Genomic DNA, 22,494 nt, shown 5'->3' with positions numbered 1-22,494 from the left:
CTGCCGGAATCCGTCCGTGAACCACCAGAAGGGACACGCTGTGCGCCTGGCTGTCACCGGCTCCATCGCCACTGACCATCTGATGACGTTCCCCGGGCGGTTCAGTGACCAGCTCATCGCCGATCAATTGGCTCACGTGTCGCTGTCCTTCCTGGTGGACAGCCTCCACATACGCCGGGGCGGCGCTGCGGCCAACATCGCGCTCGGCCTGGGACGACTGGGGCTGAATCCGCTGCTTGTCGCGGCGGTGGGCGGCGACTTCTCCGACTACGCCGTGTGGTTGAACGGCAATGGCGTCGACACTCAGCACATCCGAACCATTCCGGATGCCTACACCGCTCGTTTCCTGTGCACCACCGACGCCGCGCAGAACCAGATCGCATCCTTCTATCCCGGAGCGATGCGTCATGCGAGAGACATCGACCTCGCTTCGGTCCTTGAGGCAGCGGGCCCGGTGGATCTCGTACTGATCGCTCCCGACGACCCCGAAGCGATGCTGCGGCACACCCGCGCCTGCCGCGCCACTGGCACCCCGTTCGCGGCCGACCCTTCCCAGCAGTTGGCAACACTCGACACCGACCGAGTCAAGGGCCTGGTCAACGGCGCCAGGTACTTGTTCACCAACGCCTACGAGCGGGCGTTGCTCCTTGAGCGCACAGGCTGGCCGGAAAGTACGGTCCTGGAACGGGTCGGCACCTGGATCACCACGCTGAGCGAGGGTGGCGTCCGCATCGACCGCAGCGGTCACACCACCTTGCACGTACCCGCCGTTCCCGTTCCGCACGTCACGGATCCAACCGGAGCAGGTGACGCATTCCGCGCCGGCTTCCTGGCTGCGACAGCGCACGGCCTGGACGCGGGCGCGGCCGCGCTGCTGGGCTGCACCATGGCGGCCTGCGCTCTGGAAGCCGTCGGACCGCAGAGCTACCGGGCCACCCTCCCGGAGCTCACCGCACGGCTCACCCAGGCATACGGTCCTGCCGCCACCAGTGAGCTGCGAGCGATGCTGGCAGGGACGAACAGCGCGGCGGAATCGCATGCACCGGAGCCCAGCCCTGTTTCTAGGAGTTGACCATGGAAGTCCTGCCTACAGCCAGTCCCTCCGATGCACAGGGGGGCCGCACGATGCCCATCGCCGTGGCGGGCTCGTCCTGTGCCGAACGCCTTCTGCTGACCGAGCAGCGCGACCTGATTCCTGTCCTCCGCGCGGCCCCGGTGCGGTGGTTCGCACATCCGACCGCATGCCCCGGCTGGAACGTACGGGACCTTTTGGCGCACTGCTCGGCCGCCCTCACCCGCATCACCCTCGACCAGGTGCACGACTTCTCCCCCGAGTGCAACCAGCGCGACGTCACCGATCGGCAGGACTGGCCCATCAGCCGGATCATCGACGAGCTGGACCACGGCTATGGGACCGCGGGACCAGTCATCAGCAACTCCGCCGGGCAGCTGGATGTGATCGGGCTGGGGGAATGGGTCCATGCAGGCGACATCCGCGCGGCTTGGGATCTCACACCCGCCTATGCGGCGGCCGGCACCGACGATGCCCTGGAACTGTTGGCGAGGTGCAGTGCGCAACGCAACACCCCGCTGCTGATCGCCCATCTGCCGGACCGGGATCTGGAACTCGGGACCTGGCTGCCCGACCAGCAGTATGTGGCGGACCTGGTGACCGACGCGGAGACACTCATTCGCCTGTACACCGGTCGGCCGATCGCCGAACGCCCCTTCGTTCTCAGCGGAGCTACCGCTCAGGACCTGGTCATCTACCGGTAGGACGGTGCATCGAGTGCCCGGTTCACTCTTCGGTACCGGCGTGCACCGCAGTCCCCTGATCGTTACGACTGTTGCCGCCGCTGCCTTCCTTCTGTCTGCTCCGGCCGCGGCCGCGCATGTGACGGTGCAGCCGGACCACGCGGTTCAGGGCAGCTACGTCTCAGTTGTCTTCCACGTACCGAGTGAGCAGAAGAACACGACCACGACACGAGTGGAAGTAGTGCTCCCCACTGACCATCCGATTGCCTCGGTCCGTACGCGACCGCTGCCGGGGTGGTCCTCCCAGGTGGAGAAGAGCAGTCTCAAAACCCCACTGTCCACGGACGACGGTCAGGTCACCGAGACGGTGTCCAAGGTGGTGTGGACCGGAGGAGCCATCGGCATCGACCAGTTCGAGGAGTTCGAACTGGCCATGGGCCCCTTGCCCACCGCCGGCGATGCCCTGGTTTTCAAGGTCCTGCAGACCTACGGCAACGGCACTGTGGCTCGCTGGATCGACCAACCGTCGACAACCGGAGCCGAGCCGGAGAATCCGGCCCCGGTGCTGCGCCTGACCGCTGCACCGGCCAAGAGCCCCAGTGCTGCGGCAGTGACGCCCGCGTCGTCATCTCCGGACGTGCTGGCACGGGTCCTGGCCGTGCTGGGCCTCGCGGCCGCAACCGGTGCGGCGGCCCTGAGCGTGGTCCGGCGGCGGGGCACACGATGACCCAGGCGCGGCGCCCGCATCGGAACGAGATGGTCGGCAAGGCCCTGCTGCTCCTGGTGACGGCTGCGTGCTGGCTCTTCACCGCGACAGGAGTCGCCTCGGCTCACGCGGCGCTGCTGACGTCCGATCCCGTGCCAGGCTCCGTGGCAAAGGTTGCTCCGCGGCAGGTGACCTTGGTCTTCGGGGAGTCCGTCAGACTGTTCGACGACTCGATCCGCGTTATCGCTCCCGATGGCCGACGCGTTGACGCGGGTACCCCGCAGAACCTGGTCGGTGAGCAGAACGCCGGGCGCGTCGCGCTGCGCGAGGACCTCCAACCCGGCAGCTACACCGTCGCCTGGCGGGCCGTCTCCGCAGACTCACACATCATCTCCGGGGCATTCGTCTTCGCCTTCGGGCACACCTCAGCCACCGCGTCCGTGCCCGCCGTACGCGCGGCGCCCGCCATCAGCATGCTCTACGGAACGGCGCGCGCACTCGGGTATGTGGGATACGCCTTGACCGTGGGAACAGCCGGCTTCGTTCTCGTCTGCTGGCCTGCGGGTGCGAACCACCGCGGCGTGCGCCGCCTGCTGCTGGCCGGCTGGATCACGCTCACCACGGCGACGGCGAGTGCACTGGCGCTGAGCGGGCCCTACCAAAGCGCCGGAACGTTCTCCCAGATGTTCGACACGTCGTTGCTCTCCGGCACCCTTCATACGCCCATCGGCGGCGCCCTGGCCCAGCGGATGGTCCTCCTCGCGGCAGTCGGCCCCTTCCTGTGGCTGCTGTGCAGTCAGCTGGGACGTGAGTTGAGCCCGCTCCACGAACGACGGGAAGAGGCAGCGAGCAAGCAGCGGGACATCCGCCGCGGGCTGACGGCAGCGGGAGTGGTGCTGGCGGGCGCCATCGCGGTGAACTGGGCGTCCGCCGGTCATGCGGCTGAGGGCATTCAGGTTCCGCTGGCCCTGCTGTCCGACAGCCTGCATCTGCTCTCGATGGGCCTGTGGATCGGTGGCCTGGTCGCGCTGCTCGTCACGCTCAAGCCCAGCCCCGGCCCGAAAGGGCCGACCGCAGCATCGGTCGACCGGTTCTCCGTGCTCGCCGAGTCCTGCGTCGCGGTACTCGTCGTCACCGGGATCTATCAGTCGTGGCGCGGCTTGGGCTCATGGGGGGCCATGACCGGCAGCGGATACGGCCGGCTGCTACTGCTCAAGGTCGGCGCTGTCGTACTGCTGGTCGCCCTGGGGGCGCTGTCCCGGCGCCATCTCGTCAGGCAACGCGCCAGCGCGTCGGCACGTAGCTCCGCACCGTCCAGACAGGTCGTTCCGGGCACGGTTCGTGTCCTGGAGCGTGCGGACACTGCTCCCGTCATCAACCCTGACGATCCGCGACGACTCCGGCGCTCCGTCGCAGCCGAGACCGCCGTAGCGGTCATCGTCCTGGCCGTCACCACGCTCCTCACCAACTCCGCGCCCGGTCGCAGCCAGGCCGTCGCCGCACCCGGCTCTGTGCGGCCCGCCGACATCAGAACCGCCGTCCCCTACGACACAGGTGGCGCGGGTCCCGATGCCTCAGGACGAGTCGTGGTGTCGTTGCGCTCTGCTCCCGATACGGGCGCCTCTCAGTTGACAGCGGAGGTCATCAACGCCGATGGACGCGCCGCACGGGTGGCCGAGGTGAGGATGGCCTTCACTCTGCCGAGCAGGGATGTCGGCCCGCTGCGCGTGGTCCTGTCGTCCGTCGGCGCTGGACGGTGGACAACCCCCGCGGTCCAGCTGCCCTTTCCAGGTGACTGGCAGATGGCCGTGACGGTCCGCAGCTCCGACATCGACGAGGCGACCCGCACGACCTCTCTCCGGATCGGCTGACTCCCGACCGGTCGGCATCCCGGGCCGACACGAACCGTGGGGTGGTCCGAGCCTCCAGGCCCGGACCACCCCACGGCGCAGCAGCTCCCCGGAATCACTGAACTTCGCTGACCGGCTCCGCATCCACCACACTGTGGTCGGCCGTCAGCGGATGGTCGCTCGCTCCGGAGGGCTGATCGCCGGCGAACACTTCCCGGTCCGCGGTCAGGTAGGGCGCCCACTCGGACGGCACATCCGTCTCGAAGAAAATCGCCTCGACGGGGCAGACCGGTTCGCACGCGCCACAGTCGACGCATTCGTCGGGATGGATATAGAGCTTGCGGGGGCCCTCGTAAATACAGTCGACGGGGCATTCATCGATGCAGGCCCGGTCCTTCACGTCGACACACGGTTGCGCGATCACGTACGTCATTCGAGTTCCAGCTCCTAACGAGGGTTTACGGTCCAGGTGTCCTGGCCGGCGAGCAGCGCGGCGAGGTCGCCCTTGCCCTTCTCCTCGACGGCGCGTTCCAGCTGGTCGGACATGTCGGCGTCGTAGACCGGCCGTTCGACGCTGCGTAGCACCCCGATGGGGGTGTGGTGCAGCGTGTCCGGGTCGGCGAGGCGGGACAGGGCGAAGGCGGTGGTGGGCGACGCGGCGTGGGAGTCGTGGACGAGCACCCCTGCCGTCCCTTCCACGGTCACGTCGATCACCTTGAGTTCGCCGGTGGCCAGGTCCCTGACGACGCCCTTGGAGCCCAGACCGTCCTCGGCCGGCGCGCCGAACCGGATCGGCTGCCCGTGCTCCAGCCGGATCAGGGCGTCCTGCGCCGTCTGCTGGTCCTTGAGCGCGTCGAAGGCGCCGTCGTTGAAGATGTTGCAGTTCTGGTAGATCTCCACCAGCGCGGTGCCCGGGTGGGCGGCGGCCTCGCGCAGCACCGACTGCAGGTGCTTGCGGTCGGAGTCGATGGTGCGCGCCACGAAGCTGGCCTCGGCGCCGATGGCGAGCGAGACCGGGTTGAACGGCGCGTCCAGCGAGCCCATCGGGGTCGACTTGGTGATCTTGCCGACCTCGGAGGTGGGCGAGTACTGACCCTTCGTCAGGCCGTAGATCCGGTTGTTGAACAGCAGGATCTTGAGGTTGACGTTACGGCGCAGCGCGTGGATGAGGTGGTTGCCCCCGATGGACAGCGCGTCCCCGTCGCCGGTGACCACCCAGACGCTCAAGTCCCGCCGGGAGGAGGCGAGTCCGGTGGCGATGGCCGGGGCGCGGCCGTGGATGGAGTGCATCCCGTAGGTGTTCATGTAGTACGGGAAGCGCGACGAGCAGCCGATGCCGGAGACGAAGACGACGTTCTCGCGGGCGAGTCCCAGCTCGGGCATGAAGGACTGGACGGCGGCCAGGACCGCGTAATCACCGCAGCCGGGGCACCAGCGCACCTCCTGGTCCGTCTTGAAGTCCTTCATCGACTGCTTGGTGTCGGACTTGGGGACCAACGACAGGGAGCGGATCTCAGACATCGAAGGTCTCCTTGACGTGGTCAGCCAACTGCTCGGACTTGAACGGCAGGCCGGTCACCTGGGTGTAAGACTGAGCGTCCACCAGGTACTTCGCCCGCAGCAGGTGGGCGAGCTGGCCGAGGTTCATCTCCGGGACCAGGACATGGCGATATCCGCCGAGGATGTCGCCCAGGTTTGCGGGAAGGGGGTTGAGGTGGCGCAGATGGACCTGCGCGACCTGATGTCCCTGGGCACGGAGTCGGCGGATGGCAGCGGCGATGGGGCCGTACGTCGAGCCCCAGCCGATCAACAGAACCGGGGATTCATCACTCGGATCATCGACGGTCACATCGGGTACGGCGATGCCGTCGATCTTCGCCTGGCGGGTGCGGACCATGAAGTCGTGGTTGGCCGGGTCGTAGGAGATGTTGCCCGTGCCGTCCTGCTTCTCGATACCGCCGATCCGGTGTTCGAGACCGGGGGTGCCGGGCACCGCCCAGGGGCGGGCCAGCGTCTGCGGGTCGCGCTTGTACGGCCAGAACGCCTCGTCGCCGTTGTCCAGCGTGTGGTTCGGGCCGGTGGCGAACTGCACCCGCAGGTCCGGCAGTTCGTCGATGTCGGGGATCCGCCACGGCTCGCTGCCGTTGGCCAGGTAGCCGTCGGAGAGCAGGAACACCGGGGTGCGGTAGGTGAGCGCGATCCGGGCCGCCTCGATGGCGGCGTCGAAGCAGTCGGCCGCGGTGGCCGGGGCCACGATCGGCACCGGCGCCTCGCCGTTGCGCCCGTACATCGCCTGCAGCAGGTCGGCCTGCTCGGTCTTGGTCGGCAGCCCGGTGGACGGGCCGCCGCGCTGGATCGCCACCACCAGCAGCGGCAGTTCCAGCGACACCGCCAGCCCGATGGTCTCCGACTTCAGCGCCACACCGGGCCCCGAGGTGGTGGTGACGGCCAGCGCCCCGCCGAACGCGGCGCCCAGCGCGGCGCCGATGGCCGCGATCTCGTCCTCGGCCTGGAACGTCCGCACACCGAAGTTCTTGTGCTTCGACAGCTCGTGCAGGATGTCGGAGGCCGGGGTGATCGGGTACGAGCCCAGGTACAGCGGCAGGTCGGCCTGCTTGCTCGCGGCGACCAGGCCGTACGACAGCGCCAGGTTCCCCGAGATGTTGCGGTAGGTGCCGGCCGGGAAGGCGGCGGAGGCCGGGGCGATCTCGTAGGAGACCGCGAAGTCCTCGGTGGTCTCCCCGAAGTTCCAGCCGGCCCGGAACGCCGCGACGTTCGCCTCGGCGATGTCGGGCTTCGTCGCGAACTTCTTCCGCAGGAACTTCTCGGTTCCCTCGGTCGGCCGGTGGTACATCCACGACAGCAGGCCCAGCGCGAACATGTTCTTCGCGCGCTCCGCGTCCTTGCGCGCCAGCCCCGAGTCCTTCAGGGCCTCCACGGTCAGGCTCGTCAGCGGCACCGGGTGGATCGCGTACGCCTCCAGCGAGCCGTCCTCCAGCGGGCTGGCCGCGTAACCGACCTTCGCCATCGCCCGCTTGGTGAACTCGTCCGTGTTGACGATGATCTCCGCGCCGCGCGGCAGATCGGCGATGTTCGCCTTCAGCGCGGCCGGGTTCATCGCGACGAGCACGTTGGGCGCGTCGCCGGGCGTGAGGATGTCGTGATCGGCGAAGTGGAGCTGGAAACTGGACACGCCCGGCAGGGTTCCCGCGGGTGCCCGGATCTCGGCGGGGAAGTTCGGCAGCGTGGAAAGGTCGTTCCCGAACGACGCCGTTTCCGAGGTGAACCGGTCACCCGTGAGCTGCATTCCGTCACCCGAGTCCCCGGCGAACCGGATGATCACCCGGTCCAGCCGCTGGACCTCCTTGGCCGGTTTGCGCTGTTCACCGAGCAGCGGCTGTCCTACGGCTGGGCTGCTGACCTGGCTGGTGACGTCGGGAACCGCTACCTCAGAAGCCGCACGGCCGCTGCGGGGTGGGGGCGTGGTGGCTGTCGTCATGGCAGGTGTCTTTTCCTAGTGGCCGGTCAGGACGGAAGGCGCTCGCGGAAGGCCGTGGGGCGGGGTCTGTCCCGGTGCGCCGGAACGCGGTCATGAAGTGCTCGGCAGTACCTCGGCGGCGGGGGTCGTGTCAGGGACGTCGTCCTCGTGCTGCGCTGCGTTCATGCCTTTCGGACCGCCGTCCAGCCAGGCCCATCCCTGCTCGAACCGCTCCTCGCGCAACATGTCGATCAGGCTCTGCGGGAGCAGCACCCAGCCGGCGCCGATATCGGGTGTGAGGTCATCCTGGTTCTGTGCCACATGGATCCCCTCTGCGGGTTCCGTTCCGGGCAGGTCACCGTGCGGTGGAGCACCTTCAGCGCTCCGCGGTCTGCTTCGCCTCGTCCGAGCGGTGGTCGGCAAGCCGTTCCGGGACGGGGAGCTGCTCTCGCCGGGCCGCGCGCGAGGCCACCATTTCCAGCAGCAGGTAGCCGATGATCGTGACGGCTGCGCCGGTGTAGATCGTGTCGTGGTAGAGCGGCTTCTCGTAGGCGTGGGCGTGGCTCCACATGTCAAGGCCGCTGCCGGCGATCTGGACGACGCCTCCCGCCACCACCGCCCACAGAATGGCTTGTGGGTGGGCCCGGCGGGTACGCAGCGCAAGGGTGGCCAGTGCTATGCCCAGGACGAGTAGCTCACCGAGGTAGATACCGCTGTGCACGGTCATCAGCTTGCTGGGCGGGATGGCCACCTCAGACAGGTGCTGGTCATGCCACAAGGTGTCGTACAGGAACCCTACGAACTCGACGAACAGGCCGGCTGCTATCGACCATCGGACAGCCCGGGGATGCTCCATCGTCACCCTTCCTCACGGTTAGGCCCGGCGAGCGATGCCGGACTGCGGTTGTTCCCTGACACCTTGGAAGCTCTGGAGCCCGATTCCCAGCCGCCTCTGCGCGGCAAGCCGGAGCGCCTGATCGGGCAGGCCGAGTGCGCGGTCGAGGACAGATGGGTGGCCCGGTCGGGGTACCCCTGCGGCCCTGTCCGATTCGGGGACCACACGGCAGGTCCGACGGGTGTTCTGCGAGTCAGACCGAACCGCTTGGCTGAGTCCCGTGCACGCGGCCGGCCCAGCCAGGCCCTCCTGCGGGTTCCGCACGACAAGGAGTGAGGATGGCAGTCTTCCCGAGTGGCGACTGGCTCGATGAATACGTCGCCCGTATCAACACGTCTCCGGAGTTCGCGGAGGCAGCACGTACTTTCGAGGCCGACATCGCCTATGTCTTCGAAGCCGAACCGGAGCTGGGGCACCAGGCCGATATCTGGGCCCGAGCCGGCGTTGGAGGCGGCAAATGCCTGTGGTGGAAGTACGACGTCACACCGCAGGAGGGCCGCGAGTCCCAATTCGTACTCCAGGGCCCGTACTCCCTGTGGAAGCAGATCATCCAGGGCGAGCTCGACCCGATGGAGGCGATGCTCGACGGGGAGCTTGCGGTCACCGGGCATCTGCCGACGCTGTTGCGCTATGTCAGGGCCGCCAATGCCCTGGTGAGCATTGCTGCGACAGGAACGACGGCATTCGCGGACGAGGTTGCGCCGGCGGCCCGGCCGTGACGGCAACCCTGACCGCGGGTTCGTGGAACCTACGCGTCCACTGTCAGGGCGAAGGTCCCACCATCGTGCTGCTTCATGGCCTCATGACCGACCACCGGGCCTGGGACGGCGTGGTCGCGGCTCTGCGTGACCGCTACCGCTTGATCACGGTGGACGCGCCCGGCCACGGCGGCAGCCCGGCACGGCCCGGCGCCTACTCCCTGGAGGACGAGGCGGACGCCCTCGTGGAAGCCCTGGGGGACCTGGGCGTCGAGTTTCCGGTGGTCTGGGCAGGGCACTCGATGGGCGGTATGAAGGCGCTGCGCATAGCACTGCGCCATCCGGACGCCGTTTCCCGCCTCGTCCTGGTGTCCACCCAGCCCTATGTGGAGCCCGAGCGCACAGCGCGGCCGTACACGGCGATGGTCGAGGCCGCCTCTTCCTGGGGGATCTCGGTCGATCTGGCCGAAGTCATCGGCCGGCTCAACTTCCATCCCTCCTTCCTGGCCGGCCCGCAGGGGCAGCAGTGGGTGGAGCACTTCACTCACTTGCGCGGGCAGGACATCGACGAGGCCTGCGCCTCGGTATTCCGGCGCGGGGACATCTCCGACCAACTGGGGGACATCAAGGCCCCGAGCCTGGTGGTGCACGGCGAGGCGGACATTCCGATCCGCATCAAGGTCGCCCGTGCATGGGTCCCGCTGCTGCCGGATGCCGAGTTCCTGGAGGTACCGGACTGCGGCCACACGCCCCCGTGCGAGCAGCCCGAACTGATTGCCGCGTCGATTGACGCCTTCCTTCAACGCCTCGGCACTGGACAGCGGTCAACGGGCGCAGGCGCGCTGACCGGAAAAGGAGCACTGTGAGTACCCGGATCTACACTCTGCCCATTGAACAGACGAAGTGGAAGGTTCCCAGCGGGAACACCACCGTCTTCTCCTGGGACTACGACGAAGGCAACGACAGGCTGCTGGCCCTGTACGAGAAGGGCAAGGCCAAACAGTGGAACTCCTCGGAGCGTATCGACTGGTCCATCGCCGTCGACCTCGACAGCCCGGACCTGGTTCCGGACGAGTACGTGCCGATCTACGGCTCCGACCTGTGGGACAGGCTGGGCACCAAGGAGCGTCAGGAGGTCAAGCAACATGTGACGTCCTGGCAGTTCTCCCAATTCCTCCACGGTGAGCAGGGCGCCCTCATCTGCGCCTCCAAGATCGTGCAGACGGTCCCGGACCTGGACTCCAAGTTCTACGCGGCCACTCAGGTCATGGACGAGGCACGGCATGTCGAGGTCTTCTCCCGCTACCTGCAGGAGAAGGTCGGCTTCGCCTATCCGATCAACGACAGCCTCAAGATCATGCTCAACGACACGATCTCCGACAGCCGGTGGGACCTGACCTACCTGGGCATGCAGGTGCTGCTCGAAGGGCTCGCGCTGGCAGGCTTCGGAGTCACCCGGGACCAGACCCGCGAGCCGCTCGCCCGTGCGCTGAACGCCTACGTGATGCAGGACGAAGCACGGCATGTCGCCTTCGGCCGGCTCGCGCTCAAGGACTTCTACAAGGAACTGTCCTCCGCGGAACTCGCCGACCGCGAGGAATTCTGTGTGGAGGCCTGCTTCCTTCTCCGGGACCGGTTCCTGGGCGAGGAGATCTGGGAGACACTGGATCTGGCTCCCACGGAAGCTGTCGCCCACATCAACAACAGCGAGGCGTTCAAGCTCTTCCGGTCCCTGCTGTTCACCCGGATCGTGCCGACCCTGCGCGACATCGGGCTGATGGGCCCCAAGGTGATCAAGGCCTTCACCGAGATGGATGTCCTGGGCTTCCAGGACATCGACATCGAGGCGGTCATGGACTACGACGAGCAGGCCGCGGAGGAGATCGACGCGCAGCGGCTGGCTCAGGTCCAGGAGGCCATCAGCCTCGGCGCCGGCGACACCGAGTAGACAGCGATCCGCGAGCCAGGAATCAGGAGTACAAACGATGGCATTGGACGTATCAGCATTCGAGCGGCTCAAGGCCGTGGCCGGAGAGCGCAAGGGCGAGGGTCTCGCGCGCTACGCCGAAGAGCACGAGGGCGGCCCGCAGGGCCTGCTCGATGAGGTGTTCGCCAACATGCGCGAGGTCTTCCGTCCCGACAAGGCGAAGGGACAGCAGGCGGACTTCCAGTACTGCATTCGCTCCGGCGACGACGAGTACAACTACTTCATCACGGTCGACAACGGCCAGTGCCAGACCGGCCGTGGGACGGTGGATTCCCCGCGGGTGACGATGAGGGTGAAGCTGCCCGATTTCGTGCGCCTGGTGACGGGCAAGCTCAACAGCATGCAGGCGTTCCTGACCGGCAAGGTCAAGATCTCCGGTGACACCTTCTACGCCACCAAGTTCGAGGCCTGGTTCGAGCGGCCCTGAGTTCTCCCGGGGTGCCCGCTTTGCGGGCGCCCCCTTCTTCTCCTGCCGCCGTATGGGACGTGCCCCCCGTCCGTTCCATGCGGCGGCAGGTCCATGTCCTGGGCCGGTACCGGGCACGCTCTTACGAACGTGTTCAGCAGTCTGCGCATCCGAAGCAGACTGCGCACATCTGTAGAATCCACAAGCTGATCAGGCTCAGCCCGATAACTCCGGGCAGCGTCCACAACAGGCTGCGACGCGGCAGGCGGCCAGGCAGCGGCGCACGACCGGTCTCCAACTGCTCCAGCCGGCTTTCGAGCAGCCCACCCGGACCGGCGAGGGCAGGCCACAAGGCCGGAATCCCGGTCTGGCCAGCCGGGGGCTGTTCCTTGAGTGCGATCAGGAGTGCGCCGGCCAGCGGCCCCACCCCACAGACCTCCACCGCGTGCGCGTCAGCGGCAAGTTCCCGACGGGTGAGCAGCCGCTCCAGGGCGCCGCAGACCGCGGGAAGATAGAAGAACATGCGTCGGGTGACGTCGATCAGCAGATACAGCAGCGGGTCCGCCGCATTGGCGTGACTCTCCTCGTGCCGCAGCACCGCTTCGAGCTGACCAGTCGTAAGACGGTCCACCAGACCAGTACTGATGATGACCCGTGTGCGGAACAGTCCGCTCGTGCAGGCCACGAGGGACGGTTCGTCGATGACGGTCACCCGGTTCCGCAGTCCTGAACGGTCGATGAGCGCCTGCGTGTGCGAAGCGTCGGCCGAAGAGCTCCGCACCATTGACCGCAGAGTCCTGCTCAGCGATATCTGGCGCAAGCAGCTGCCGGTGGCGATACCCACCTTGATGACGACCAGCAGCCCAAGAGCCAGTAGCGGTTGGCACGGTCTGACCTCTTCCTCTGACAGTTCCAGCCGCACAATGAACTCTGCGATCACGATCAGGACGATGTACTGCGCCGACAGCGCGGCAAGGAAGAGCGTGGTGCGGATGGCGCGACCCCGTGCACGAATCAATGCTCTGGCCCCCGTGGCAGAGAGCCGGCCGCAGAAGGACAGAGCGTTCCGAGGCCGGCTGCGGTAGTCCCTTTGTGCTCATCCTCCCCACTGGTGAGGTGTCCATCAAGGACGCCTCACCAGTGGGGCCCGAAAGGGCGGGTGGATCAGTCGCGACGTGCGTCTTCGGCGAGCTGTCGCAGCTTCTGCTCGAACGCCGCGGCGAACCGCGTCATGGTGTCGTCGTCGAAATAGTGCGAGCTGTAGCCGATGGAGAAGGTGAGGCGGCGTCCGACGACGTAGCCGAGGACGTCCACGTCGCGAAAACGCGTCCCGACGCTGCTGTGCTGCTCTCCGAAGGACATCCGCGGCACGCTCAGCAGATCCGACCGAAGAAACACTTCATCGACCTGTCCGACGTAGTTGAGGCCGACCTGGGCTGTGGGGGCGTTCCGAAGAGCGGGATCGGCTGCCGCGTGGCGGAGCAGTCCATAGCCGGCACCCCGCTGCGGAACGGCCTCCAGTTGGCTGTGGACTGCTGCCAGCTGGCCGGCCGGCGAGGTCAGGGGATCGATCTCGACGAGGGTGGGGGTAATAGTGGAGAAGCGGCCGACGGTGCGGGAGACGGACAGCCCCTCGAAGTAGAGATCACGGCCGTGCCGCTCCAGATCGATCAGGGTCCGCCGGGGCTCCTCGGGGCCGGCGTCCGCCAGTGGCAGCGCCTGGACGAGCGCCGTGCACAGCGTGTCCAGGATGTCGGCGCCGGTGGCGGTGGGAATGCCGGAGAGCACCGCATCGGTCAGGTCGTGGTCCAGTCGTAGGGTCGTTGTTCGCAGACTTTCCAGTCGGTTGGGGCCCTCTGCCTTGTCGAAATGCAGTTGGTGTCCCCTGGTACGGCTCTGCCAGTAGTCACGCTCGCCCTGCGTGACGGGGCCCTTCGCGCACTCGTGCAGCGCCTGGGTCCACTGCGGGAACGAGGTGGTCTTTGCCGGAAGGGCGGCTTTGGCTGCGCCCTGGGAGTACTGGAAGTAGGACGCGAGCAGGTCCTCCAGCAGGATCCGCGCCGAGTAGTGGTCGACCGCGAGCCAGTGGCCGAGCACCAACAGGCAGTGTGGGCGTTCGCCCAGGTCGAAGTAGGCCAACCGGATGATGGGGCCGTCAGAGAGGTTCATGCTGCGCTGCAGAAACTCAGCGACCTCTGTGACGGCGTCCTTTTGCTGACGTCCTGTCAGATTTGGAAAGGCGTAGACGGTGAGGGGGAGTTCCCCGGTGCCTGCTTCGGCCAAGGTTGCCTGCCAGGTGCCCTCTTCCTGCCGGAACCGCAGCCGCAGGCCGTCGTGGTGCTCAAGAATCTGTTCGGTGGCTCGCCGCAGTGGCTCCAGATCGAGAGGCTTCTGCAGCGAGAGGAGGAAGGACGCGTCGTTCCAGTGGTGGCGCTCGGGCAGATCCTGTTCGAGGAACCAGATCTGATTGGGCGTCATGAGTGTCGGTCCGGACAGCGTTCCCTGTTCCGCTCCGATACGTCCTTGGGTGGTGTGGGTGGCTTGGGTGGCGATGGTGGGGTGGGCGAAGACGTCGCGGAGTTCGAGGTGGAGGCCGGCGGTGTCGGCCGCGGCGACCGCACGGAGGGCGAGGAGGGAGTCGGCGCCGAGTTCGAAGAGGTTGTCGTGGACGCCGATGCGTTCGGTGGCCAGCAGCTCCGACCAGATGCCGGTCAGGGTCTGCTCGATCGGAGTGGCCGGTGCCACATACGGCTGGCGGGCGGCTTCACCCGGATCGGGCAGCGCCTTGCGGTCGATCTTGCCGTTGCCCGTCAAGGGCAGCGCGTCCAGCACCACCAAAGCGGCCGGCACCATATACGCCGGCAGGACCTCCGCGGCCTGGGCCCGGACCTTGTCGACCTCCAGGATCGCCCCTTCGACGGGCACGACATAGGCAGCCAGTCGGCGCGGGCCGCCAGGTGCTCCCCAGGCCTGTGCGACGGCGGCTTCGACCTGCGGGTCGGCCAGCAGCGCGGCCTCGATCTCACCCAGCTCGATGCGGTAGCCGCCGATCTTGACCTGGAAGTCCTCCCGGCCCAGGAACTCAATCGTTCCGTCCGGCAGGTACCGGCCCAGATCCCCAGTCCGGTACCACCGCTCCCCCGTCACCGGATCGGTCACGAACGAGGCAGCGGTCCGTTCCGGATCGCCCCAGTACCCCATCGCGACCCCGACCCCGCCGATCTGCAGCTCGCCGGCCACGAAGTCCGGGCGATGCCGCAGATTCCCGTCCACCACCCGGAAACTCTGGTTCACCAGCGGACGCCCGTACGGGATGCTCCGCCACGACGGATCCACCACACCGATCGGATACGCGATCGACCAGATCGACGCCTCCGTAGCACCACCCAGGCTCACCACCTCCAAACCGGGCACCAGGTCCCGCACCCGATCCGGCAACGACACCGCAATCCAATCGCCGGACAACAACGCCAACCGCAAACCCACCCCCTCCGCACCATGGGTTGTCAGGTGCTCCGCCAGGAGTTCCAAAAGTGCGGGGACGGTGTTCCATACGGTCACCTGCTCCCGGCGGAGCAACTCCGCCCACTGGGCTGGATCACGGGAACCGTCAGGGTCGGGCAGGACCAGGGCGCCACCGGCGGCCAGGACTCCGAAGACGTCCCAGACCGACAGGTCGAAGCTCAGCGACGACAGACCCAACACCCGGTCGTTCTCCGTCACCCGGAATCGGTCATTGATGTCGATGATGGTGTTGAGGGCGCCGCGGTGATCGATCATCACGCCCTTCGGCTCCCCCGTCGAACCCGACGTGAAGATCACATACGCCAGATCCGACGGATCCTGCACCCACTCCAACGGCTCGTCGGAGGTCTGGGCCCACTCGGAGTCGTCGTCCACCGGGATAACGTCTACGGCCGCCGGCCAGCCGACCATATCCTTGAGCGAGCTTTGGGTGAGGATGGTGCGGGTTCCGGTGCGGTGGATCAGGCCGTGCAGACGCCGCTCGGGCTGGTCAGGATCCACCGGTACATACGCGCCACCCGACGCCAGGACACCGAGCACCCCGGCAATCTGCTCCCAGCCCTTACGCGCCGCGACCACCACCGGCTCACCCGGCCGGACCCCGGCCTCACGCAACCGCCGACCGATCCGCCACGCCCGCGACACCAACTCACCGAACGACATCCGACCACCCGGCCACACCACCGCATCCCGACCCGCCCACCGACCCGCAGCCGCAAAAACCCCCTCATGCAACAACCCACCCGACACCACACCCACCGCACCATTAGCCGCCTCACGCACCACCAACTGCCCCGACGGCGCGCCGACGGTGTGAGGGTCCTGCCACGCCGACAAGTCTTCGGTGAGGGAGGTGATGAGGTTCTGGTACGCGGCGAACATGTCGTCGAGAAGAGCGGGGTCGAAGAGGGCCTCCAGGCAGTCCCACGCAGTGACCAGGCCGTCAGTGCGTTCATAGACCTGGTGGTCGAGGGTGACCTGGGGGGTCTGGGAGATGGCTTCGACCTGCCTGCCCAGACCGGGGATGGTTGCGGGGATCTGCTGTCCGATGGCGCTGGTGAAGACGACGGGCATGGAGGCCCGTTCCGCACCATGCTCACGCGCCAGATCCCGCAACACCCGAACCCCGCCATACGCCCGGTGCTCCAACCCCTCCCACACCTGACGCTGCAACGCCCGCGCCCGATCCACAAACCCCACAGAACCCGAAACATCCGCCTCCACCAACAACACCGACGTGAAATCACCCACCAGACGATTCACATCCGCATGCAAAGGCCACCGATCAGCCACCGTAAAATTCAACGTGAACCGCGGCGACTTCGACCACACCCCCAAAACCTCCGCATACGCCGCCGCCAACACCGCAGACGCCGTCAAACCAAACGACGCCGCCCGCTCCTTCAACACCCCCCACCGAACCCCGTCCAACACAAACTGCCGCCGCACAAACCTCGGCTCCACCCCAGAAGGCGCAACCACCAACGGCAACTCCGGCGCCGCAGGCAAATCCTCAATCCGACCCAACCAATACCCCCGCGCACGCTCAAACCCCTCCGAAGACTCCACCCCCTCCAACGCCCGCACATAATCACGGAACGAACAACCCAAAGGCGCCAACTCCACCCCCGGATCCGCATACAACAACGCCCACTCCTCCAACACAATCTGCACCGACCCCGCATCAGCCACCAGCAGATCCAAACTGAAATGCACCCGCGAAACCCCACCAGGCAACCGCTGCACCCGCACCTCGAACAACGGCCACACATCAGCCGGCCGCACCTCATGCGACAACTCATCCCGCACCGCAGCCACCCGCCCCGCAGCCACAACACCCTCAACCCCCGACAAATCCTCCAACCCCACCACCACCGGCGGCACCACCTCCAACACCTGCTGCCGCCCATCACCCCGCACCACCGCCACCGCAAACATCTCGTGCCGCTCCACCAACCGCTCCAACGCCACCCGCGCCCGCACCACATCAAAATCAGCCGACTCAAACTGCACATACAAATGAGTCGACACCTGCCCCAACTCAGAGTGCGGTACGTGATCTTCTGTCCTGCTTATGATCACTCGATGGGGTGACGGTGAAGCATTATTGCCGGTCAGGCGTTCGGGATTCGCTTGGGTGACGGGATGAGCGATCGCAAGTCGTACTCGAGTGATGTCTCCGACGAGCAGTGGGCCCTGGTCGAGCCCGTGGTCACGGCGTGGAAGGCCGCGCATCCGTCGGTCAGTGGCCACCAGGGCAGATACGCGATGCGGGAGATCGTCAACGCGATCCTGTACCAGAACCGCAGCGGCTGCCAGTGGGACCTGCTGCCCCACGACCTGCCGCCCGCCGGTGCGGTGAAGTACTACTTCTACAAGTGGCGCGACGATGGCACCGATCAGACCATTCATGATCTGCTGCGATGGCAACTGCGGGAGAAGAAGCGGCGATTAGCCGACCCGAGCCTCATCGTCATGGACACGCAGAGCATCCGCGTGGCCGTCGGCGTCCCGGCCGCCACGACCGGCAAGGACGCGGCGAAACGGGTGCCGGGGCGGAAGAGATGCCTGGCCGTGGACGTATTGGGACTCGTCGTCGAGGCTGTCGCCCTGCTTACGTCCGCACACGACAACGCCGCCGGAATCGCGCTGCTGGACGGCGTGGCCGCCCAGATGGGCACCGTGAGGAAGGCCTTGGTCGACCAGGGGTTCAAGAAGGCCGTCGTCGACCACGGCGAGCAGTACGGCATCGACGTCGAGATCGTTGAACGCAACCCGGCCGACAAGAGCTTCATTCCGCAGGCCAAGCGGTGGGTCGTGGAGCAGACGAACGGGATCCTGATGTTCTACCGGCGCCTGGTCCGCGACTACGAGCACCGGCTCGCCACCTCGCGCTCTCGCGTCTTCTGGGCGATGACCTCTGTCATGGCCCGCCGGCCACCGGCGCCACCCTGCCCTCCTGGAGGACCGCGTGAGCGACAACCCGCAGATCAGAAACGTCCTTGCCTACGTCGAGGCCCGCGAGAACGAACTCGACAAGCAGGCCGGGCAGCTCCGCGCGTCCATCGAGGACCTCACCGCCCGCCTCGGCGAACTCGACGCGGAGACCGAGAACCTGCGCATCACCCGCAAGACGCTCCTGAACATCCCGGCACCGGAGCCCGCCGACGATCCGCCACGGCCCGAGGCGCCGGACCACCCGCTTACCAGCAGATTCTCGCTGTCTTCACCGACACCGGCCATCCGATGCGTGCTCGAGACCTGTGCGAGGCACTCGACCTGCCGATCCTCCCGAAGAACACCGAAGGCATCCGGTCCAAACTGAAACGCCTGGTCACACGGGGCATTCTCACCGAACCCGAACCCGGCCTGTTCGCTCAGCCCCGCACCTGAGTACCAGTCCGCCCCGCCGACCAGGACTCCTCACCCAACCCCAAGCATCAACCGGACATCAGGTCACGTACCGCACTCTCAAACAACCCAGAACGACCCAACCAATACGCATGCTGCACATCAGTCAAACCAAACGCCTCAAACCGACCCCCCACATCCCCCACCAACACCGGAAGAGTGCTGCGTCCTTGGGTGGTGTGGGTGGCTTGGGTGGCGATGGTGGGGTGGGCGAAGACGTCGCGGAGTTCGAGGTGGAGGCCGGCGGTGTCGGCCGCGGCGACCGCACGGAGGGCGAGGAGGGAGTCGGCGCCGAGTTCGAAGAGGTTGTCGTGGACGCCGATGCGTTCGGTGGCCAGCAGCTCCGACCAGATGCCGGTCAGGGTCTGCTCGATCGGAGTGGCCGGTGCCACATACGGCTGGCGGGCGGCTTCACCCGGATCGGGCAGCGCCTTGCGGTCGATCTTGCCGTTGCCCGTCAAGGGCAGCGCGTCCAGCACCACCAAAGCGGCCGGCACCATATACGCCGGCAGGACCTCCGCGGCCTGGGCCCGGACCTTGTCGACCTCCAGGATCGCCCCTTCGACGGGCACGACATACGCAGCCAGTCGGCGCGGCCCGCCAGGTGCCCCCCAGGCATGCGCCACAGCGGCTTCGACCTGCGGGTCGGCCAGCAGCGCGGCCTCGATCTCACCCAGCTCGATGCGGTAGCCGCCGATCTTGACCTGGAAGTCCTCCCGGCCCAGGAACTCAATCGTTCCGTCCGGCAGGTACCGGCCCAGATCCCCAGTCCGGTACCACCGCTCCCCCGTCACCGGATCGGTCACGAACGAGGCAGCGGTCCGTTCCGGATCGCCCCAGTACCCCATCGCGACCCCGACCCCGCCGATCTGCAGCTCGCCGGCCACGAAGTCCGGGCGATGCCGCAGATTCCCGTCCACCACCCGGAAACTCTGGTTCACCAGCGGACGCCCGTACGGGATGCTCCGCCACGACGGATCTACCACACCGATCGGATACGCGATCGACCAGATCGACGCCTCCGTAGCACCACCCAGGCTCACCACCTCCAAACCGGGCACCAGGTCCCGCACCCGATCCGGCAACGACACCGCAATCCAGTCCCCCGACAACAACGCCAACCGCAAACCCACCCCCTCCGCACCATGAGAGGCGACGTATTCGCTGAAGAGTTCCAGCAGCGCAGGGACGGAATTCCAGATGGTGACGCCCTCGACACGGATCAGATCTGCCCAGTGGGACGGGTCGCGGAGTCCGTCCGGATCGGGCAGAACTACGGCGCCGCCGGCGGCCAGGACTCCGAAGACGTCCCAGACCGACAGGTCAAAGCTCAGCGACGACAGACCCAACACCCGGTCGTTCTCCGTCACCCGGAATCGGTCGTTGATGTCGATGATGGTGTTCAGGGCGCCGCGGTGATCGATCATCACGCCCTTCGGCTCCCCCGTCGAACCCGACGTGAAGATCACATACGCCAGATCCGACGGATCCTGCACCCACTCCAACGGCTCGTCCGGGATGCCGTCCCACGCCGCATCGTCATCGATGGACCACACGCTCATGCCGTCAGGCCAGCTCGTACTGGAGAACAGATCCTGCTGGGTGAGGATGGTGCGGGTTCCGGTGCGGTGGATCAGGCCGTGCAGACGCCGCTCGGGCTGGTCAGGATCCACCGGTACATACGCGCCACCCGACGCCAGGACACCGAGCACCCCGGCAATCTGCTCCCAGCCCTTACGCGCCGCGACCACCACCGGCTCACCCGGCCGGACCCCGGCCTCACGCAACCGCCGACCGATCCGCCACGCCCGCGACACCAACTCACCGAACGACATCCGACCACCCGGCCACACCACCGCATCCCGACCCGCCCACCGACCCGCAGCCGCAAAAACCCCCTCATGCAACAACCCACCCGACACCACACCCACCGCACCATTAGCCGCCTCACGCACCACCAACTGCCCCGACGGCAGGAGGGGGCTCTGCACCTGGGTCCAGGCCTCACTGTCCTGCTCCGAGAGGCGCAGAAGGAGGGCCTTCAGGGTGGCGAAAGCCTGGTCGAGCACACCTTCGGGGAAGGCGGCATCCACCGCGTCCCAGCTGACGTTCAGGCCGGTTTGCTTCTCAATGATCTGCATGTCGAGCAGAACCTGAGGGGTCTGGGAGATGGCGTCGACGAGCCGCCCGAACGGAGGGAAGTCTCCGTGCGCGTCACCCATGGGATGTCCGATGGCGCTGGTGAAGACGACGGGCATGGAGGCCCGTTCCGCACCATGCTCACGCGCCAGATCCCGCAACACCCGAACCCCGCCATACGCCCGGTGCTCCAACCCCTCCCACACCTGACGCTGCAACGCCCGCGCCCGATCCACAAACCCCACAGAACCCGAAACATCCGCCTCCACCAACAACACCGACGTGAAATCACCCACCAGACGATTCACATCCGCATGCAAAGGCCACCGATCAGCCACCGTAAAATTCAACGTGAACCGCGGCGACTTCGACCACACCCCCAAAACCTCCGCATACGCCGCCGCCAACACCGCAGACGCCGTCAAACCAAACGACGCCGCCCGCTCCTTCAACACCCCCCACCGAACCCCGTCCAACACAAACTGCCGCCGCACAAACCTCGGCTCCACCCCAGAAGGCGCAACCACCAACGGCAACTCCGGCGCCGCAGGCAAATCCTCAATCCGACCCAACCAATACCCCCGCGCACGCTCAAACCCCTCCGAAGACTCCACCCCCTCCAACGCCCGCACATAATCACGGAACGAACAACCCAAAGGCGCCAACTCCACCCCCGGATCCGCATACAACAACGCCCACTCCTCCAACACAATCTGCACCGACCCCGCATCAGCCACCAGCAGATCCAAACTGAAATGCACCCGCGAAACCCCACCAGGCAACCGCTGCACCCGCACCTCGAACAACGGCCACACATCAGCCGGCCGCACCTCATGCGACAACTCATCCCGCACCGCAGCCACCCGCCCCGCAGCCACAACACCCTCAACCCCCGACAAATCCTCCAACCCCACCACCACCGGCGGCACCACCTCCAACACCTGCTGCCGCCCATCACCCCGCACCACCGCACGCAACATCTCGTGCCGCTCCACCAACCGCTCCAACGCCACCCGCGCCCGCACCACATCAAAATCAGCCGACTCAAACTGCACATACAAATGAGTCGACACCTGCCCCAACTCAAACAACCCAGAACGACCCAACCAATACGCATGCTGCACATCAGTCAAACCAAACGCCTCAAACCGACCCCCCACATCCCCCACCAACACCGGAAGGTCGTCGGGGGTCGTGCCGGATTCCAGTGCGGCGCTTATCAGGTCGATCAGGCTGTTCAGCGTCGGCTCTTCGATGAGCTCGACGAGGGGAAGGCTGGCGTGGAACTGGGCCTCAATGAGGGCTTTGAGTTCTGCAGCCGCGATTGATTCGAAGTACAGCGGCGTGTCGCCGTCCGTACTGGACTCGTCCCAGTCGGGACTTACCTGGGCGCACAGTGCGCGCAACTGAAGCTGCTGCGAGTCCGAGAGCGTGCCTCCAGCCGCTTCCGGCCCGGATCCCGCGGCGGTCGTGATTTCCGTAATGGCAGGGCTGACGTCCACGGCGATTCCTCCACGGCTGACGGGCGAGTTCACAACGGACCAGCGTGGTCGAGTTCCGCCCCAGGATTAAGCCCCGCCTGGCGGGGCGATGGGCGATGCCTCACATGTGCGGGCGCCCTGCCCGGTCGGCTACTACTCACTC

Annotated in this window: 17 protein-coding genes and 1 pseudogene; 10 read left to right on the top strand and 8 right to left on the bottom strand. The window is 66.7% G+C overall.

Annotation, left to right across the window (positions count from 1 at the left end; genetic code table 11):
• Positions 1-40 precede the first annotated feature (40 nt).
• Genes C8250_RS34935 through C8250_RS34920 form a run of 4 tightly spaced genes read left to right on the top strand, consistent with a single transcriptional unit; the run spans position 41 to position 4,332 of the window.
• A complete protein-coding gene (locus C8250_RS34935) occupies positions 41-1,072 on the top strand; it encodes a carbohydrate kinase family protein (RefSeq protein ID WP_138359205.1) in 1,032 nt (343 codons plus the stop codon).
• 53 nt (positions 1,073-1,125) lie between these two features.
• Complete coding sequence (locus tag C8250_RS34930; RefSeq protein WP_187145110.1) at positions 1,126-1,776, top strand: maleylpyruvate isomerase family mycothiol-dependent enzyme; 651 nt, start codon at positions 1,126-1,128, stop codon at positions 1,774-1,776.
• Between the two features lie 4 nt (positions 1,777-1,780).
• Positions 1,781-2,482, top strand: coding sequence for a YcnI family protein (locus C8250_RS34925; RefSeq protein WP_346268780.1), 702 nt, complete (start codon positions 1,781-1,783; stop codon positions 2,480-2,482).
• Positions 2,479-4,332, top strand: coding sequence for a copper resistance protein CopC (locus tag C8250_RS34920; RefSeq protein WP_138359211.1), 1,854 nt, complete (start codon positions 2,479-2,481; stop codon positions 4,330-4,332). Before C8250_RS34925 ends, C8250_RS34920 begins: the two co-directional genes overlap by 4 nt.
• 94 nt (positions 4,333-4,426) lie before the next feature.
• Here the strand turns inward: C8250_RS34920 and fdxA are convergent, their stop codons facing one another.
• From fdxA to C8250_RS34895, 5 genes are all read right to left on the bottom strand, one after another.
• Positions 4,427-4,744 carry a ferredoxin gene (fdxA, locus tag C8250_RS34915; protein ID WP_138359213.1) on the bottom strand — a complete coding sequence of 106 codons (318 nt, stop codon included), beginning with the start codon at positions 4,742-4,744 and terminating at the stop codon, positions 4,427-4,429.
• Positions 4,745-4,758: 14 nt separating this feature from the next.
• Positions 4,759-5,832, bottom strand: a complete 1,074-nt coding sequence (locus C8250_RS34910) for a 2-oxoacid:ferredoxin oxidoreductase subunit beta (protein WP_187145109.1) — start codon at positions 5,830-5,832, stop codon at positions 4,759-4,761.
• Positions 5,825-7,810 (bottom strand): 2-oxoacid:acceptor oxidoreductase subunit alpha, encoded by a 1,986-nt coding sequence (locus C8250_RS34905; protein ID WP_187145108.1) that lies wholly within the window; start codon positions 7,808-7,810, stop codon positions 5,825-5,827. The genes C8250_RS34910 and C8250_RS34905 overlap by 8 nt, the downstream gene beginning before the upstream one ends.
• A gap of 90 nt (positions 7,811-7,900) precedes the next feature.
• Positions 7,901-8,110, bottom strand: coding sequence for a hypothetical protein (locus C8250_RS34900; protein WP_138359429.1), 210 nt, complete (start codon positions 8,108-8,110; stop codon positions 7,901-7,903).
• Positions 8,111-8,165: 55 nt separating this feature from the next.
• Positions 8,166-8,645, bottom strand: coding sequence for a hypothetical protein (locus tag C8250_RS34895; protein ID WP_138359431.1), 480 nt, complete (start codon positions 8,643-8,645; stop codon positions 8,166-8,168).
• A gap of 317 nt (positions 8,646-8,962) precedes the next feature.
• Here C8250_RS34895 and C8250_RS34890 point away from each other — a divergent pair, with 317 nt between their 5' ends.
• Genes C8250_RS34890 through C8250_RS34875 form a run of 4 tightly spaced genes read left to right on the top strand, consistent with a single transcriptional unit; the run spans position 8,963 to position 11,796 of the window.
• Positions 8,963-9,403, top strand: a complete 441-nt coding sequence (locus C8250_RS34890) for an SCP2 sterol-binding domain-containing protein (protein WP_138359433.1) — start codon at positions 8,963-8,965, stop codon at positions 9,401-9,403.
• Positions 9,400-10,248, top strand: a complete 849-nt coding sequence (locus C8250_RS34885) for an alpha/beta fold hydrolase (RefSeq protein WP_269288405.1) — start codon at positions 9,400-9,402, stop codon at positions 10,246-10,248. Before C8250_RS34890 ends, C8250_RS34885 begins: the two co-directional genes overlap by 4 nt.
• A complete protein-coding gene (locus C8250_RS34880; RefSeq protein ID WP_138359437.1) occupies positions 10,245-11,330 on the top strand; it encodes a ferritin-like domain-containing protein in 1,086 nt (361 codons plus the stop codon). The genes C8250_RS34885 and C8250_RS34880 overlap by 4 nt, the downstream gene beginning before the upstream one ends.
• 37 nt (positions 11,331-11,367) lie before the next feature.
• Complete coding sequence (locus C8250_RS34875) at positions 11,368-11,796, top strand: SCP2 sterol-binding domain-containing protein (protein WP_138359439.1); 429 nt, start codon at positions 11,368-11,370, stop codon at positions 11,794-11,796.
• A 133-nt stretch (positions 11,797-11,929) separates the two neighbouring features.
• Here the strand turns inward: C8250_RS34875 and C8250_RS34870 are convergent, their stop codons facing one another.
• Together C8250_RS34870 and C8250_RS34865 are read right to left on the bottom strand one after the other, a co-directional pair.
• Positions 11,930-12,793 carry a M56 family metallopeptidase gene (locus tag C8250_RS34870; protein WP_187145107.1) on the bottom strand — a complete coding sequence of 288 codons (864 nt, stop codon included), beginning with the start codon at positions 12,791-12,793 and terminating at the stop codon, positions 11,930-11,932.
• A 146-nt stretch (positions 12,794-12,939) separates the two neighbouring features.
• The gene (locus tag C8250_RS34865; protein ID WP_244809902.1) at positions 12,940-17,313 is read right to left on the bottom strand and encodes an amino acid adenylation domain-containing protein; all 4,374 of its coding nucleotides are present in this window, start codon (positions 17,311-17,313) and stop codon (positions 12,940-12,942) included.
• A 132-nt stretch (positions 17,314-17,445) separates the two neighbouring features.
• On the opposite strand from C8250_RS34865, the pseudogene C8250_RS34860 reads away from it, so the two are divergent.
• Together C8250_RS34860 and C8250_RS34855 are read left to right on the top strand one after the other, a co-directional pair.
• Positions 17,446-18,275: pseudogene (locus C8250_RS34860) on the top strand (IS5 family transposase).
• Positions 18,272-18,625: a hypothetical protein gene (locus C8250_RS34855; protein WP_244809553.1), complete on the top strand. Its 354-nt coding sequence runs from the start codon at positions 18,272-18,274 to the stop codon at positions 18,623-18,625. Before C8250_RS34860 ends, C8250_RS34855 begins: the two are co-directional and overlap by 4 nt.
• Positions 18,626-18,740: 115 nt before the next feature.
• Here the strand turns inward: C8250_RS34855 and C8250_RS34850 are convergent, their stop codons facing one another.
• The gene (locus C8250_RS34850; protein WP_187145105.1) at positions 18,741-22,352 is read right to left on the bottom strand and encodes a non-ribosomal peptide synthetase; all 3,612 of its coding nucleotides are present in this window, start codon (positions 22,350-22,352) and stop codon (positions 18,741-18,743) included.
• Between the last annotated feature and the right edge of the window lie 142 nt (positions 22,353-22,494).

Source organism: Streptomyces sp. So13.3, assembly GCF_005860785.2.
Lineage (GTDB): Bacteria > Actinomycetota > Actinomycetes > Streptomycetales > Streptomycetaceae > Actinacidiphila > Actinacidiphila fildesensis.
The sequence above is the reverse complement of the archived record's forward strand: the minus strand, read 5'-3'. Positions and strand labels throughout refer to the sequence as shown.